Source organism: Agrococcus jenensis, from assembly GCF_003752465.1.
Classification (GTDB): domain Bacteria; phylum Actinomycetota; class Actinomycetes; order Actinomycetales; family Microbacteriaceae; genus Agrococcus; species Agrococcus jenensis.
Genome location: NZ_RKHJ01000001.1, coordinates 2384584 through 2399911 on the forward strand (window position 1 = coordinate 2384584; position 15328 = coordinate 2399911).

The 15328-nt window shown below is 73.6% G+C and carries 15 protein-coding genes and 1 tRNA gene; 5 read left to right on the plus strand and 11 right to left on the minus strand.

Features of this window, described 5'->3' with window-relative positions; genetic code table 11:
* Positions 1–19: 19 nt before the first annotated feature.
* Complete coding sequence (locus tag EDD26_RS11755) at positions 20–1312, minus strand: M20/M25/M40 family metallo-hydrolase (RefSeq protein WP_245989889.1); 1293 nt, start codon at positions 1310–1312, stop codon at positions 20–22.
* 152 nt (positions 1313–1464) lie between these two features.
* Here EDD26_RS11755 and EDD26_RS11760 point away from each other — a divergent pair.
* Together EDD26_RS11760 and EDD26_RS11765 are read left to right on the plus strand one after the other, a co-directional pair.
* Positions 1465–1550 (plus strand) — tRNA-Leu (locus EDD26_RS11760).
* Between the two features lie 108 nt (positions 1551–1658).
* Entirely contained in the window at positions 1659–1901 is a 243-nt protein-coding gene (locus EDD26_RS11765) for a PspC domain-containing protein (RefSeq protein ID WP_123697883.1), read from the plus strand.
* Positions 1902–1916: 15 nt separating this feature from the next.
* Here the strand turns inward: EDD26_RS11765 and EDD26_RS11770 are convergent, their stop codons facing one another.
* The 3 genes from EDD26_RS11770 to dinB form a co-directional block, all read right to left on the minus strand.
* The gene (locus EDD26_RS11770; protein WP_245989890.1) at positions 1917–2804 is read right to left on the minus strand and encodes an aminoglycoside phosphotransferase family protein; all 888 of its coding nucleotides are present in this window, start codon (positions 2802–2804) and stop codon (positions 1917–1919) included.
* Between the two features lie 11 nt (positions 2805–2815).
* A complete protein-coding gene (locus tag EDD26_RS11775; protein ID WP_123697884.1) occupies positions 2816–3361 on the minus strand; it encodes a dihydrofolate reductase family protein in 546 nt (181 codons plus the stop codon).
* 72 nt (positions 3362–3433) lie between these two features.
* On the minus strand, positions 3434–4693 hold the full coding sequence (gene dinB / locus EDD26_RS11780) for a DNA polymerase IV (protein WP_123697885.1): 1260 nt from the start codon (positions 4691–4693) through the stop codon (positions 3434–3436).
* Between the two features lie 104 nt (positions 4694–4797).
* Here dinB and EDD26_RS11785 point away from each other — a divergent pair, with 104 nt between their 5' ends.
* Entirely contained in the window at positions 4798–5601 is an 804-nt protein-coding gene (locus tag EDD26_RS11785; protein WP_245989891.1) for an SGNH/GDSL hydrolase family protein, read from the plus strand.
* 10 nt (positions 5602–5611) lie between these two features.
* On the opposite strand, the gene EDD26_RS11790 is transcribed toward EDD26_RS11785, so the two are convergent.
* Both EDD26_RS11790 and EDD26_RS11795 read right to left on the minus strand, forming a co-directional pair.
* On the minus strand, positions 5612–6883 hold the full coding sequence (locus tag EDD26_RS11790) for a D-alanyl-D-alanine carboxypeptidase family protein (protein ID WP_148058744.1): 1272 nt from the start codon (positions 6881–6883) through the stop codon (positions 5612–5614).
* Positions 6880–7704 carry a TrmH family RNA methyltransferase gene (locus EDD26_RS11795; protein ID WP_123697887.1) on the minus strand — a complete coding sequence of 275 codons (825 nt, stop codon included), beginning with the start codon at positions 7702–7704 and terminating at the stop codon, positions 6880–6882. The genes EDD26_RS11790 and EDD26_RS11795 overlap by 4 nt, the downstream gene beginning before the upstream one ends.
* Before the next feature lie 54 nt (positions 7705–7758).
* Here EDD26_RS11795 and EDD26_RS11800 point away from each other — a divergent pair, with 54 nt between their 5' ends.
* The gene (locus EDD26_RS11800) at positions 7759–8571 is read left to right on the plus strand and encodes a Sir2 family NAD-dependent protein deacetylase (protein WP_123697888.1); all 813 of its coding nucleotides are present in this window, start codon (positions 7759–7761) and stop codon (positions 8569–8571) included.
* 260 nt (positions 8572–8831) lie between these two features.
* Here EDD26_RS11800 and EDD26_RS11805 read toward each other — a convergent pair whose 3' ends face one another.
* Positions 8832–9908: a glycosyltransferase family 4 protein gene (locus EDD26_RS11805; protein ID WP_123697889.1), complete on the minus strand. Its 1077-nt coding sequence runs from the start codon at positions 9906–9908 to the stop codon at positions 8832–8834.
* A gap of 4 nt (positions 9909–9912) precedes the next feature.
* Positions 9913–10848 carry an alpha/beta fold hydrolase gene (locus tag EDD26_RS11810; RefSeq protein WP_123697890.1) on the minus strand — a complete coding sequence of 312 codons (936 nt, stop codon included), beginning with the start codon at positions 10846–10848 and terminating at the stop codon, positions 9913–9915.
* A 48-nt stretch (positions 10849–10896) separates the two neighbouring features.
* Here EDD26_RS11810 and EDD26_RS11815 point away from each other — a divergent pair, with 48 nt between their 5' ends.
* Positions 10897–11754, plus strand: a complete 858-nt coding sequence (locus EDD26_RS11815; protein WP_342769311.1) for an exonuclease domain-containing protein — start codon at positions 10897–10899, stop codon at positions 11752–11754.
* 1155 nt (positions 11755–12909) lie between these two features.
* Here the strand turns inward: EDD26_RS11815 and EDD26_RS11820 are convergent.
* The 3 genes from EDD26_RS11820 to glgA all read right to left on the minus strand — a co-directional run bounded on the left by EDD26_RS11820 (position 12910) and on the right by glgA (position 15292).
* A complete protein-coding gene (locus tag EDD26_RS11820; protein ID WP_123697891.1) occupies positions 12910–13158 on the minus strand; it encodes a type B 50S ribosomal protein L31 in 249 nt (82 codons plus the stop codon).
* Between the two features lie 91 nt (positions 13159–13249).
* Entirely contained in the window at positions 13250–14035 is a 786-nt protein-coding gene (locus EDD26_RS11825; RefSeq protein ID WP_123697892.1) for an ABC transporter ATP-binding protein, read from the minus strand.
* A 45-nt stretch (positions 14036–14080) separates the two neighbouring features.
* Complete coding sequence (glgA, locus tag EDD26_RS11830; protein WP_123697893.1) at positions 14081–15292, minus strand: glycogen synthase; 1212 nt, start codon at positions 15290–15292, stop codon at positions 14081–14083.
* Positions 15293–15328: the final 36 nt, after the last annotated feature.

A 15328-nucleotide genomic window follows, 5' to 3' on the forward strand; every position in this document is an offset into this window, starting at 1 on the left:
CGTTCGGTCGGTCGGAGGCTCAGTACGTCAGCAGCAGGTCTTCGAGCACGTCGGTGCCGAAGTCGAGCGCGGTGAGCGGCACGCGCTCGTCGACGCCGTGGAACATCGCGGCGAAGTCGAGCTCGGGCGTCAGCTTGAGGGGGGCGAAGCCGTAGCCGGCGATGCCGAGCTCCGAGAGCGACTTGTTGTCGGTGCCGCCGGAGAGCATGTACGGCAGCACCCGCGCCTCGGGGTCGTGCCGGGTGAGTGCGGCCGCCATCGCCTCGACGAGCTCGCCGCTGTACGAGTGCTCGATGCCCACGTCGCCGTGCACGAGCTCGACCTCGATGTCGTCGCCGACGACCGCCTTGATCGCGTCGATCGCCTCCGCCTCGCGGCCCGGCAGCGGCCGCACGTCGATCCGCGCCTCCGCGACCGAGGGGATGACGTTGTGCTTGTAGCCGGCCTCGAGCATCGTCGGGTTGGCGGTGTGCCGCAGGCTCGAGCGCAGGAAGCGCGAGATCGTCCCGGTGCGCTCGGCGACCGCATCCGGGTCGTCGTCCTCGACGCCGAGCAGCTCGGCGACGCCAGCGATGAGGGCGCGCGTCGTGTCGGTCAGCTCGACCGGGAACTCGTGCGCGCCGACGTCGGCGACTGCGCGCGCGAGCTTCGTGACGGCGTTGTCGCGCATGTGCTGCGAGCCGTGCGCGGCGGTGCCGCGGGCGCGGAGCAGGATCCACTGGAGCGCCTTCTCGGCGGTCTGCAGCAGGTAGGCGCGGGTGCCGGCGATCTCGACGGAGTACCCGCCGACCTCGCTGATCGCCTCGGTCGCACCCGCGAAGAGCTCCGGGTGCTCGCGCACGAGCCAGTGGGCGCCGTACTCGCCGCCGGCCTCCTCGTCGGCGAAGAACGCGATCACGAGGCCGCGGCGCGGGCGACGGCCGGCGGCGAGGATGCGCTCGAGGGCCGCGAGGATCATCGCGTCCATCTGCTTCATGTCGACGGCGCCGCGGCCCCACAGGCAGCCGTCGCGGATCTCGCCCGCGAACGGGTCGACGCTCCACTCGGAGGCGTCCGCCGGCACGACGTCGAGGTGGCCGTGCACGACGAGCAGCGGCAGCGACGGATCGGTGCCGTCGATGCGGGCGATCACGCTCGCGCGGCCCGGCGCGGACTCGAGCGTCTGGCTCTCGACACCCATCGACGCGAGCACCTCGGCCACGTACGCGGCGGCGTCGGCCTCGCCCGAGGAGCGACCGCCGCCCCAGTTCTGGGTGTCGAACCGGATGAGGTCCCTGGCGAGCTGGGCGGTGCGGGAGAGGCCGTCGGTCACTCGTCCAGGGTAGCCGCCCGGATGGTGCCGCCCGGGTGGTCGTCGGGCCCTCGAGCGCCGTGCTAGAGTCGTCTCTCGGTCGTGCAGTACAGCGATGGACTGCCGATCGACACCTGGTGAAGACATGCGTGGAGACGCGCATCCGACACCATGCGCGGGTGGCGGAAATGGCAGACGCGCTAGCTTGAGGTGCTAGTGCCCGTATTAGGGCGTGGGGGTTCAAGTCCCCCCTCGCGCACAGAGAGAGGCCCGGAGCAGATGCTCCGGGCCTCTTCCCGTTCCGGGAGGCGGCTGTGCGGCAGACCGCTCCCTGCCGATGCCCGGCCGACGCGGCTACGCTCGCGCCATGGCCTCCGTCTTCGACACCATCCGCTCCGCCGGCTTCCGCCGCGGCCCGCAGCGACTGCTCGCCGGCATCTGCGGCGGCATCGCCGCCAAGCTGCGCATCAACGTCTGGATCGTGCGCGTCCTGATGCTGCTGCTCTTCGCCCTGCCCGTCGTCGGGTGGGGCCTCTACCTCGTCATCTGGGTGGTCACGCCCAACGAGTCAGGCTCGATCCCGCTCGAGCGGTGGCTCGGCCGCCGCTGACGGGCTGACGCTCGCTCACCGCTCGTCGAGCAGCCGCTCGAGCACGCGGCGTGCGAGCGCGACCTGCGCCGGCCATCGGCTGTCGAGCATGATGAGGGCCTTCCAGATGGCCCAGCCGCGCCCGCGCGCCCACGTCGCGTCGTCGACCTCGAGCTCGCGGCGGTAGACGCCGCGCGCGGCGCCGTGCAGGTGGGTCCAGACGATCACGGTGTCGCACGCGGTGTCGCCGACCCCCGAGCAGCCGAAGTCGATGACGGCCGACAGCTCGCCGTCGCGCACGAGCAGGTTGTGCGTCGAGACGTCGCCGTGGAACCAGGTGGTGGGCCCGGTGTGGGGCGCGGCCAGCGCGTCACGCCAGATGCCGGCCGCGCCGTCCCGCTCGCTGCCCTCGACGCGGAGCAGCAGGTCGCGCATCTCGTCGTCCCAGTGCTCGAGCGGGCCGCCGCGGAAGGCGCTGTGCGGACCGGGGGCCGGCGCGCCGGCGGTGTCGGCACCGCGCAGCGCGACCAGGAAGCGCGCGAGGTCGGCGGCGAAGCGCTCGGGGTCGTCGATCGCCGCGCTCCACGCCGGCTCGCCCTCGAGCCACCCGTAGACCGACCACGGGGCGGAGAAGCGCGCTGAGGCTCGTCCGGCGCCCACGACGGTGGGGATGGGCAGCGGCACCGTCGCCGCGAGCCGCGGCAGCCACGACTGCTCCTTCTCGACCTGCGGCACGTAGCCGGGGGCGCTCGGCAGCCGCACGCTGAGGGCGTCGCCCAGCCGGAACATCCGGTGGTCGTTGCCGCCCTCGTCGACGGGGCGGAGGGGCAGCGCGGCCCACGCGGGGAACTGCTCGCTGAGCAGCGCGCGCACGAGCGGGGCGTCTATCGTGGCGCCGTCGATCGTCGCGCCGTCGCTCCTCACGCCAGCGCTCGTCACGCCAGCGCCACGCGGTGGTCGAGCAGGAGGCAGCCGCCCGGCGTCACCTCGCTGCGGATCGGGGTGAGGCGCATCGGCGGCAGGCCGTCGAGCAGCCGACGCCCTGGGCCGACGATCGTCGGCGCGACGAGCAGTCGCAGCCGGTCGACGACGCCGGCGGCCAGGAGCGCCTGCGCGATCGAGATGCTCGCGTGCACGCCGATCTCTCCCCCGGGTCGGCTGCGCAGCTCGCGGATGCTGTCGACGAGGTCGCCGTCGATCGCCCGCGCGTTCGACCACGGCGGGTCGAGCGGCGTCGAGGTGGCGACGTGCTTCTCGACGGCGCCGATGAACGACGCGAACGGCTCCAGGTCGCTGCCCGGCCAGAACCGCACCCACTCGTCGTAGCTGCGTCGGCCGAGCACGACGGCGTCCTGCGTCGTGCACCACTCGGCGGCCGCGGCGTCCGCCTCGTCGCCCCATGGGTCGAAGAACTCCTCGGGCGCCTCGGCGACGCCGTCGAGCGACAGCAGGTGGCACACCACGACGTCTCTCCGGCTCACACGGCGAGGCTACGGCGCGCACGCCGCACGCGCACGACCGAGGCGCTCGGCGGATGCGCAGAGCGTTCGGCCTCAGTCGCCGCCCGACGGCCCCAGGTCGGCCCGCTTGCGCTCGCGCCGCAGCATGCTCGCGGGCGCCACGGCCGCGGCGCCGAAGCGGTCGTGCACCGCGTCCATCGCGCGCTCCGCGCTCCCCCACGTCGCGGTGTCGTCCCACAGCAGGCCGAGGTCGGCGGCATCCTGCACGCCGCTCGCGCGCACGCCCAGCAGCCGCACGGGCGGGATGGGCCCGAGCGCCTCGAGCAGCGACCACGCCGTCTCGACGAGCACGCGCGTCACGTCGGTGGGCTCGGGCAGGGTGCGCGACCGCGTGATCGTGCGGAAGTCGTGGAAGCGCACGGTGAGCGTCACCGTGCGCGCCTGCACGCCCGCGTCGCGGAGCCGCCGGCCGACGCCGGTCGCGAGGCGCAGGATCTCGCCCTGCTGCTCGGCGCGGTCGGTGATGTCGTGGTGGAACGTGTGGTTGTGGCCGAACGACTGCTCGTGGCCGCGCTCCTGCTCCGCACGCTCCTGCACTGTGCGCGAGTCGCGCCCCCAGGCGAGGGCCGCGAGGTGGGCACCGGTGGCGGGGCCGAACCATGCGGCGAGCCGCTCGGGCGGGGTGCGGGCGACGTCGCCGACGGTGTTGAGACCGTAGCGCTCGAGCCGCTCCTGCTGCTTCGGGCCGACGCCCCAGAGCGCCGAGACGGGCTGCGGATGCAGGAAGCCGACGACCGCGTCGTCGGGCACGACGAGCATCCCGTCGGGCTTCGCGCGCGACGACGCGAGCTTGGCGACGTACTTCGTGCCTGCCGCGCCGACGGAGGCGACGAGGCCCGTCTCGGCGCGGATGCGCGCCCGGAGCGCCGGTCCGATGCGGTTCGCGCCGCCCGACAGCCGCCGCAGACCGGCGATGCCGACGAACGCCTCGTCGATGCCGAGCCGCTCGACGTCGGGCGAGACGTCGTCGAGGATGGCCATCACCTGCTTCGAGAGCCGCTGGTAGAGGCTGAAGTCGGGCTCGAGGATGACCGCGCTCGGGCACAGCCGCAGCGCGCGGCCCATCGGCATCGCGGAGTGCACGCCGTACCTGCGTGCCTCGTAGGTCGCGGCGGTGACGACCGAGCGGGTCGAGTCGTGGCCGATGACGACCGGCAGCCCGACGAGGTCGGGCCGGCTCAGCAGCGACGCGGAGGCGAAGAAGGCGTCGAGGTCGACGTGCAGGATGGTCGCCGTCGTGTCGTCGACGTCGGGCCCCGAGACGAGGCGATCGGACCCGTCCTGCTTGCTCACCCCGTCATCGTCCCACGCGCCGCAGACATGCGTCCCGCCGCACCCGGGTGCGCGCCCGCTGTCGCCGGGTGCCGGCGCGTCCTCTCCCGGTGCAGGATGGAGGCATGCAGCACGCCGGCATGGAGCATCCGTACACCCGCTACGTCGCACTGGGCGACAGCTTCACGGAGGGGGTGGGCGACGAGGAGCCGGACCTGCCGAACGGCGTGCGCGGCTGGGCCGACCGCGTGGCCGAGGAGCTCGCGCGCACGAGCCCGGGGCTCGGCTACGCGAACCTCGCCATCCGCGGCAGGCTGCTGCAGCAGATCGTCGACGAGCAGCTCGAGCCGGCCATCGCGCTCGAGCCCGACCTCATCACCATCTCGGCAGGCGGCAACGACCTCATCCGCCCCGGCGGCGACCCCGACGTGCTCGCGGCGCGCATGGACGTCGTGCTCGAGGCGCTCACCGCGACGGGCGCGCAGGTCGTGCTCTTCAACGGCCCCGACATCGCCATGACGCCGGTGCTGCGCGGCATCCGCGGCAAGGTCGGCATCTACAACGCCAACCTGCACGGCCTCGCCGCGAAGCACGGCGCGATCGTCGCCGACATGTGGTCGGCGCGGCAGCTGCAGCAGCCCCGCATGTGGGCGCCCGACCGGCTGCACTTCTCGGCGTACGGGCACCACGCGATCGCCATCCTCGTGCTCGACGCGCTCGGGGTGCAGCACGAGCTGACGCCGATGGAGCCCGTGCCGCTGCCCGCGCGCAGCTGGCAGCGGGTGCGGCTCGACGACCTGCAGTGGGCGCGCGAGCACCTCGCGCCCTGGGTCGTGCGTCGCCTGCGCGGCCAGTCGTCCGGCGACACCATCCATCCGAAGCGCCCGACGCCCGGTCCGGTGCTGCCGTTCCAGCACCTCGACGACTAGCGCGCGAGCGCTACCGCGTCGAGTCCCCGTACCAGCCGAGCACCTGCGGCGCGTTCGCGATCCGCCACCAGCCGTCGGGCGCGAGCAGCAGCTCGGTGGTGCGGACCGGCGCGGCGACGTCGCCGACCTCGAGCCGCACCTCGCCCACCGCGCTCGGCGGCGAGCCCGCGTCGATGGGCTCGGCCGTCGCCGACCAGCCCGGCGCGTCGTCGGCGAACACGTGCGCGTCGAGCGCACCGGTCGTCACCGCATCCGTCGCCGCGCCCCACGGCGCCCGGTACTCGGCGACCACGGTGCCCTCGGGGAGGATCGTGCGGGCGGCGAAGTTGGGCCAGACGCTCTCGAGCAGCTGGATCATCGCCGCGTCGGTCTCCTCGGCGGCGATCGTGCCCATGACGATGCCGACGATCCGCCGCTCGACGCCGTCGACCTCGCGCACGGCGGTGACGAAGAGGTTGCGCCCCCACACCTTGAGCGTGCCGGTCTTGCCGCCGTCGACGTCGTGCTGCCCGAGGATGCGGTTCGTGTTCGGCGCGATGCCGATCCCGGGGATGCGCACCGACTCGAGCTGGATCGTCGAGAGCACCACCGGGTCCTCGACCGCCATCAGGGCGATGCGCGTGAGGTCGAGCGCGCTCGAGACGCTGCCCGCCTCGAGGCCCGCGGGATCCTCCAGGTCGGTGTGCTCGAGGCCGTGCCGCGCCGCCCAGTCGTCGGCGGCGGCGAGGAAGCCGTCGATGTCGCCGAACGCCCAGTTCGCGAGCGACCAGATGGCGTTGCCGGCCGAGTCGACGAGCGACCACTCGATGAGGTCGCGCTGCGTGAGCTGCAGCCCGTCGTACACGGGCGCGATCGGCGCGTTCTCGGCGAGGGCACGGTACTGCGCGGCGACGTCGTCGCCGTCGAGGGTGATGGTCGCACCGCGGTCGTCACCCGTGATCGGATGCGCGTCGAGCACGATGAGCACCGTCACGAGCTTCGTGACGCTCGCCATCGGATGCGCCTCGGTGCTGCCCGTGCTGTCCCAGGTGTCCGGAGCACCGTCGATGCCGACCACGCCGTAGCCGGCGGAGCGGGCCTCGGCGGGCCAGTCGATCGCGGGCTCCGGCAGCGGCTCGGCGGTCGTCTCGACCGGGGTCGCCGCCACGACCGGCGTCGGCGCGAGCAGCACGGCGACGCCGAGCAGCACGGCGGCGACGAGCACCATCGCGACGAGGATGCGCAGCAGCACGACGAGCGGATGCGTGCGGCGGGTGCGCCGCCGCGCGGCAGCGGCCGTCACCGTCGCTCCGCGGTCGTCGCCCGAGCGCGCAGCGCCCACATCGCGACGGCAGCCGACGCCGCGACGTTGAGCGAGTCGACGCCGTGGTGCATCGGGATGCGCACGACGCGGTCGGCGGCGTGGATCGCGCGGGCGCCGAGGCCGGGCCCCTCCGAGCCGAAGACGAGCGCGACGCGCTCCGGCGCCTCCGCCGCGTAGGCGTCGAGGTCGACCGCGTCGTCGCGGAGCGCCATCGCGGCGACCTCGAACCCGGCGTCGCGGAAGGCCGGCATCGCGGCGGGGACGGAGTCGATGCGCGTCCACGGCACCTGCAGCACCGTGCCCATCGAGACCCGGACGCTGCGGCGGTAGAGCGGGTCGGCGCACGCGGTGGTCACGAGCACGGCGTCGGCACCGATGCCCGCGACCGAGCGGAACGCGGCACCGACGTTCGTGTGGTCGACGAGGCCGTCGAGCACCACGACGCGACTTGCGTGCGCGAGCAGCGCCGAGACATCCGGCAGCACCGGTCGCTGCATCGCCGCGAGCGCGCCGCGGTGCAGGTGGAAGCCGGTGATCTGCTCGAGCACCGGCTCCTCGCCGACGAAGACCGGCACGTCGCGGTCGCCGAGCAGCGCCTCGACCTGCGGCAGCCAGCGCGGCGCGACGAGCACGGAGCGAGGCTCGTGGCCGGCGCCGAGGGCGCGCTCGAGCACCGTCTGCGACTCGGCGATGTAGAGCCCGCGCTCGGGCTCCGTGCGTCGCCGCAGCGCGACGTCCGTGAGCCCGACGTAGTCCTCGAGACGGGCGTCGTCGAGGGAGTCGATCGTGATGATCGGCATGCGCCCTCCCCCGGGTCCCCGGTGGGACAGCCTACCGGCGAGTAGTGTGGCCGGGTGCTCGACGCAGCGATCGACCTCCTCCGCGGCAAGCGGATCGCCGTGCTCACGGGCGCGGGGATCTCGACGGACTCGGGCATCCCCGACTACCGCGGCGAGGGCGCGCCGGCGCGCACGCCGATGGTCTTCGAGACGTTCCGCTCGAGCGAGGCGGCGCGGCGCCGCTACTGGGCGGGCAGCCACCTCGGCTGGCGGCGCTTCACCTCGGTGCACCCCAACGACGGGCACCGCGCGCTCGCGCTGCTCGAGGAGGCGGGGCTCATCACCGGCATCGCCACGCAGAACGTCGACGACCTGCACGAGCGCGCGGGGTCGTCGAACGTCACGCACGTGCACGGCCAGATGCACACGGTCTCGTGCCTGCAGTGCGGCACGACCTTCGACCGGCACCGCATCGCCGACGAGATCGAGCGGCTGAACCCGTGGATCGTCATCCCCGACCAGGTGCGGCTGCAGCCGGACGGCGATGTCGAGATCGACGCGTCGCACGAGTTCCAGGTGCCGCCGTGCCCCGTGTGCGGCGGCGTGCTGAAGCCCGACGTGGTGTTCTTCGGCGAGACCGTGCCGCCGAAGGTCTTCGCCGAGGCGCGTGACATCATCGCCGCCGGCAGCGCCGTGCTCGTCGCGGGCTCGTCGCTCGTCGTGAACTCCGGCACGCGACTGCTCGAGGTCGCGCGGCGCGCGGCGGTGCCGATCGTGATCGTGAACCGCGGCGAGACGCGCTGGGATGCGCGCGCCGCGATCCGGGTGGAGGGCGGCACGAGCGAGTCGCTCACAACGATCGCCGACGCCCTCGTCGCCCCCTTCTGATCCGCTCTCTGCTGGTCGAGCAGCACGGCCGACGCCGCGCGTATCGAGACCGAGCCGCTCTCTGCCGGTCGAGCAGCACGGCGCCCCCACCTGCCGGTCGAGTAGCACGGCGACGAAGGAGCCGCGCGTATCGAGACCAAGCCCTGGCGCTCGGCCCGGACCTCAGCCCACGACTGTCGAGCTCTTGCGCCAGTGTCGCGACACTCGAGCAACAGATCGACACTCGGCGACGTCTGGCGCCGGGAGTCACCGCTCGGCCCTCAGCCCCTCCGCCCCCGCGCCTCCCTCGACACCCGCTCCAGGAACGCCGCCAGCCGCGCCGCCGACTCGCGCCAGCTGAACCTCGCGGCCTGCTCGAGCGATGCGCGCGAGCGGGCCGCCCACTCCCCCTCCAGCGTCCGCACGGCGCGTGCGAGCGCATCCGCGTCGCCCACCGGGAAGAAGCTGGCAGCGTCGCCACCGACCTCCCGGAAGATCGCGGTGTCGGCGACCACGACGGGCACCCCGAGGCTCATGGCCTCGAGCAGCGGGATGCCGAAGCCCTCGTCGCGCGAGGCGTGCACGAGCGCGGTCGCGCTGCGCAGCAGCTCGGCGTAGGCGTCGTCCGAGATGCCGTCGTGGAAGACGAGGGATGCGCCCGGCGCGACCCCCTCGAGGCGCGCGCGGGTGGCGGCGTCGATGCGGCTGCAGAGGTGCAGCTCGTGCCCGGGCAGCAGCGCGGCGGCGCGCACGAGCGTCTCGACATCCTTGTATGGCATGAACGAGCCCATGTAGACGAGCCGGGTCGTGGGCGGCGTGGTGTGCGTCACGGGTGCGCCGAGCGACGCCGCGGCGTTCGGCACGATCGCGACCGGGCGGCGGGTGAGCCGGTGCCGCTCGATGAGCGCGCGGGTCGCCTCCGAGATGGTCACCACGCCGTCGGCGCCGTCGAGCAGCAGCCGCTGCGGCACGTAGGAGAGGTGGTACAGCCGCCAGAGGCCGCGGACCGGGGCCGGCAGGTTCCGCGGCGGCGTCGGGTGGCGGTAGTAGATGAGGTCGTGCACGGTCGTGACGAGCGGCCACGCGCGACCGACGGATCCGATCGTCTGCATCGGCGAGTAGGCGATGTCGGCGTCGACGTGGCGCAGCCGCCACGCCGTGAGCGGCTCGAGCGGTCCGGTCGGCGAGGGCCCGAGCACGTGCGGGAGCTGCGGGAGCATCGTCAGCTGCCGCTCGTCGCTCACGAGCATCGTCACCTCGTGGTCGCGGGCGAGCTCGGCGACCAGCTCGGCGGAGAAGCGCGAGATGCCGTCGTGCCGCTCGAGCCGCACGTAGCGGCAGTCGAAAAGGATGCGCACGCGGCTACTGGCCCTGCTCGTCGTGGCGCGCGGCGGGCTCGTCCGGCTGCTCGATCGGCTCCGCGAGGAAGCGGCGGATGATCGCGGCCGCCTCGCGCGGCTGCTCGTAGTGCACGAGATGGCCGACGCCGCGCAGCACCGACAGGCGGGCGTCGGGCAGCAGGCCGCGCAGGCGATGCTGCTGCGCGAGCGGCGTGATGTCGTCGAGGTCGGCCGCGATGAGCTGCACGGGCAGCCGGATGCGGTCGGCCACCTCGCCGACCGTGTGCCGGATCGACGTGTCGAAGGCCTCCAGCACCGCCTGCCGCGATGCGTAGCGCGAGAAGTAGCGGTCGTGCTGGTCGTGGATCCAGGCGCGGAGCTCGCGGTCGCGGGTCTTCGCCATGAACGCGCTCATGCCGCGCACGATGGGCGGCGCGCCGAGGACGGCGAGGCCCGCGCGCTCGGGCAGCGCCGCGGCCGCGCGGTAGTAGCCGAGCGCGAGCAGCGAGGCGATGCGGTTCGCGCCGGAGAGCGCCGGGGTCGCGATCGGGTTCACGAGCACGATGCGGGATGCGTCGAGGCCGCCGGCGGCGGCGTGCGCGACCACGATCGACCCGAAGGAGTGGCCGAGGACCGCGGGCGCGCGGCCAGCGGCCGCCGCCTCGGCGGCGACGAACGCGCGCAGCCACGCGGCGTAGGCGTCGATCGTCGCGTGTGGCAGCGCATCCGACGCCCCGAAGCCGGGCAGGTCGGGGGCGATGACGCGCAGGCCGGGCAGGTGCGCGGCGACCGGCTCGAGGCCGTGGTGGTCGCCGCGGAAGCCGTGCACGAAGACGATCGGAGGCGCATCGTCGGGGCCGTACTCGAAGACGGCGGTCGTGACGCCGTCGATGTCGACCGTCCGCTCGCGCTGCGGGAGGGCGTCCAGGAGCGCCCGGTACGGGGAGTCGATCGGCACGCGCCGAGCCTACCGGCGGGTGTGGGCGGTGGCGGCTACCGTGAGCGCATGACAGACGTCCAGCTCCGCAGCACCGAGACGCTGAGCGACCCGATGGTGGGCCTCGCGGGCGCCGTGGTCGCCGACGCCGGGGTCGACGCGATGCCCGGTGCGACGGCGTCGAGCATGCCTGCCGCGGCCGCGCGGCCGCTCGTGCGTCCGATCCTCGAGGTGAGCGCCGACGCCCCGGATCGCTGGATCGACCGGCTCGTCGTCTTCGACCTCGAGACGACCGGCGTCGACCCGACCGAGGCGCGCATCGTGACGGCCTACGTCGGCGTGCTCGACGCATCCGGCGAGGTCGTCGAGGAGCGGTCCTGGATCGTCGACCCGGGCATCGAGATCCCCGAGGGGTCGATCGCCGTGCACGGCGTGACGACCGAGCGGGCGCGGGCCGAGGGCGCGGAGCCCGCGGGCGCGGTGCGCGAGATCCGCGACACGATCGCGGCGCACCTGGCGAAGGGGCTCGCCGTCTGCGCCTTCAACGCCGCCTACGACTTCTCGCTGCTCGACGCAGAGTGCCGCCGCTACGGCCTCGACACGATCGTCGCGCGGCCGGTGATCGACCCGATGGTGATCGACCGCCGCGTCGACCGCTTCCGGCGCGGCAAGCGCACCCTGACCGTCGCGACCGAGGTCTACGGCGTCGAGCTGCTCGACGCGCACGATGCGAGCGCCGACGCGATCGCGGCCGGCCGGGTGGCGCAGGCGATGACCGCGCGCTTCCCCGAGCTCCGCATCGACCCGATCTCGCTGCATGAGCTCACCGAGGCGTGGGCCGAGGAGCAGGCGGCCGACTTCGAGGCGTTCCGCCGCCGCAGCGATCCGTCGTTCAGTGCGGGCCGCGGCTGGCCGCTGCGCCGCTAGCCGCACTCGTCCGTACGCGATCTCGATACGCGCGCGGCCTGGCGGCCGCGTGCTACTCGATCAGCAGGGAGGGCTTCCACCCCCACGTCGAGCGGCACGGCGGCTTGCCGCCGCGCGTATCGAGACGACGGATGCGTGAGGCCGATCGGGCCCAGCGCGGCGCCGACCGCTCCGGGGCGGTACTGACCGGGTCAGGCCGATCGACGTCGCCGCCGCCGCCGTCCGGGGTGTGATCTCGATACGCGCGCGGCCTGGCGGCCGCGTGCTACTCGATCAGCGGGATGGCGGAGCAGCTCGCGCCTCCACACGCTCGTCGAGTAGCACGGCGGCTTGCCGCCGCGCGTATCGAGACGAAGGATGCGTGAGTTCTATCGGGCTGAGCGCGGCACCGACGGCGCTGACGCGCCGCCGACCGGGTCACGCCGATCGATCTCACACCTCGCGCCGTCGTCCAGGACGTGATCTCGATACGCGCGCGGCCTGGCGGCCGCGTGCTACTCGATCAGCATCGAGGGTTACTCCGCTCGTCTCGGCGCCCGCGTGCGCTCGATCGCGCTGAGCGCGGCGCCGACCGCTCTGGGGCGCTGCCGACCGGGTCAGGCCGATCGATCTCACACCTCGGGCCGCCGCCCAGGACGTCATCTCGATGCGCGCGCGGCCTGGCGGCCGCGCGCTACTCGATCAGCAGGGATGACTTCCACCCGCTCGTCGAGGAGCACGGCGGCTTGCCGCCGCGCGTATCGAGACGATGCGCGCGTGCGCTCGATGGGGCTGAGCGCGGCACCGACCGCTATAGGGCGCGGCCGACCGGGTCAGGCCGATCGACGTCACAGGCGCCGTCGTCGTCCAGGACGTGATCTCGGTAGGCGCGCGGCCTGGCGGCCGCGTGCTACTCGATCAGCAGGGAGGGCCTCGACTCGCTCGTCTCGATGCCCACGTGCGCTCGATCGGGCTGAGCGCGGCGCCGACCGCTCTGGGGCGGTGGCGACCGGGTCAAGCCGATCGATCTCACACCTCGCTCCGTCGTCCGGGACGTGAACTCAACACGCGCGCGGCCTGGCGGCCGCGTGCTCCTCGATCAGCAAGCGAGCGGGCGGGCACACGACAGAGGGCGACGAGCCGAAGCTCGTCGCCCTCTGGACGTGTGGGGTGCGATCAGCCGCCGAAGCCCTTGTAGCGGTTCTTGAACTTCTCGACGCGGCCGGCCGAGTCCATGATGCGCTGCTTGCCCGTGTAGAACGGGTGCGACGCGCTCGAGATCTCGACGTCGATGACCGGGTAGGTCTCGCCGTCCAGCTCGATCGTCTTGTTGCTGGTCACGGTCGAGCGCGTGAGGAACGTCTCGCCCGAGGCGAGGTCGCGGAACACGATCGGCTTGTAGTCGGGGTGGATCTCGGTCTTCATGTCAGTCCTTGGTCGCTCGAGCGCGGGAAGTCTTCGGCCAAACTGCGGGCCGACAGACGATGGTATCAAAGATGCGGGCGGTGGGCGACTCTCAGCGCGGCGCGCGCGCCGACCAGCGGCCGCTCTCGTGCCGCACCTCGAGCGGCAGCCCGAACGTCTCGGTGAGCCGCGCGTCCGTCAGCACCTCGTCGAGCGGCCCCGCGGCGACGATGCCGCCGTCGCGCAGCAGCATGCCGTGCGTGAAGCCGGGCGGGATCTCCTCGACGTGGTGGGTCACCATCACGATCGCCGGCGCGAGGCTGCTCGACGCGTAGTCCTCGAGCGACTGCAGCAGCGACTCGCGCGCACCGAGGTCGAGGCTGCCGGCGGGCTCGTCGAGCAGCATGAGCTCGGGATCGGTCATCACGGCGCGGGCGATCTGCACGCGCTTGCGCTCGCCGTCGGAGAGCGTGCCGAACGTGCGGGTCGAGAGCGCGCTGAGGTCCCACGCATCCATCACCTCGGCGGCGCGCTCGAGGTCGAACGACTCGTAGCGCTCCTGCCACCGGCCCGTGACGGCATAGGCCGCGGTGAGCACGACGTCGCCGACGCGCTCGGTCGCGGGGATGCGCCGCGCGAGCCCGGTGGCGGCGAGGCCGATGCGGGTGCGCAGCTCGAAGACGTCGACCTTGCCGATGCGTTCCCCCAGCAGGTCGACCGTGCCGGACGTCGGGTGCTGGTTCGCCGCGGCGAGCTGCAGGATCGTCGACTTGCCGGCGCCGTTCGGGCCGAGGATCACCCAGCGGTCGGCCTCGTCGACCGTCCAGGAGACGTTGTCGAGGATGCGGTTGCCGTTCCGGACGAACGAGACGTCGGTGAGCTCGAGGACGCTGGCCATGCCTGCGAGCCTACCGAGCGCCCGGGGGTCTCCCCGCCGCGGCGGTCAGCGCCGCGCCGCGCCCGCCGCCCGCTCGGCGATCACGGTCTCGTACACCTCGCGCGTCTGGTCGGCGATCCGGCCCCAGTCGAAGCGCTCACGGGCGCGCTCCCGGCCCGCCTCGCCCATCCGCCGTGCCGCCTCGGGGTCGGCGACCATCCGTGTGAGGGCGTCGGCGAGGTCGGCGACGTAGCGGTCGGGGTCGGTGGGCGTGCCCGTGCCGTCCTGCACCTGGTCGATCGGCACGAGGAACCCCGTCACGCCGTCGTCGATGACCTCGGGGATGCCGCCGGTCGCGCTGCCGACGACGGGCGCGCCGCACGCCATCGCCTCGAGGTTGACGATGCCGAGCGGCTCGTAGACGCTCGGGCAGACGAAGGTCGTCGCGTGGGTGAGGAGCGCCCGCAGGTCGGTGCGCGGGAGCACCTCGTCGATCCACACGACGCCCTCGCGGGTCGTCTGCAGCTCTGCGACGAGCGCCTTGACCTCGGCGAGGATCTCGGGGGTGTCGGGCGCACCGGCGCAGAGGATGAGCTGCACGTCGTCGGGCAGCGCGCTCGCCGCGCGCAGCAGGTGCGGCAGCCCCTTCTGGCGCGTGATGCGGCCCACGAAGACGACCGACGGGCGCGCCGGGTCGAGGCCGAGCTCGCGGGCGCGGTCGGCGTCCGGGTTGGGCGCCCAGTCCTGGAGGTCGATGCCGTTGTAGATCGTGACGACCCGCTCGGGGTCGAGCGCCGGGTACGAGCGCAGGATGTCGGCGCGCATGCCGTCCGACACGGCGATGACGCGGTCGGCCGCCTCGTAGGCGCGACGCTCGATGTCGCTCGAGATGCGGTAGCCGCCGCCGAGCTGCTCCGACTTCCAGGGGCGCAGCGGCTCGAGCGAGTGCGCGGTCACGACGTGCGGGATGCCGTGCAGCTCCTGCGCGAGCCTGCCGGCCTCGTTGGCGTACCAGGTGTGCGAGTGCACGAGGTCGCTGCCCGCGACGGCGTCGGCGATCTGCAGGTCGACCGCGAGGGTCTGCAGCGCACCGTTCGCGGACGCGAGCTCCGCCGGCACGTCGTAGGCGGTGACGTCCGCCTCGTCGCGGTCGGCCCCGAAGCAGCGCACCTGCACCTCGATCGAGCGCCGCAGCGCCTTCACGAGCTCGGCGGCGTGGACGCCGGCGCCGCCGTAGACGGCCGGCGGGTACTCCTTGGTGAGCAGGTCGATGCGCATGGCCACACGCTACCCGTGCGGCGCGCAGCCCGGCGG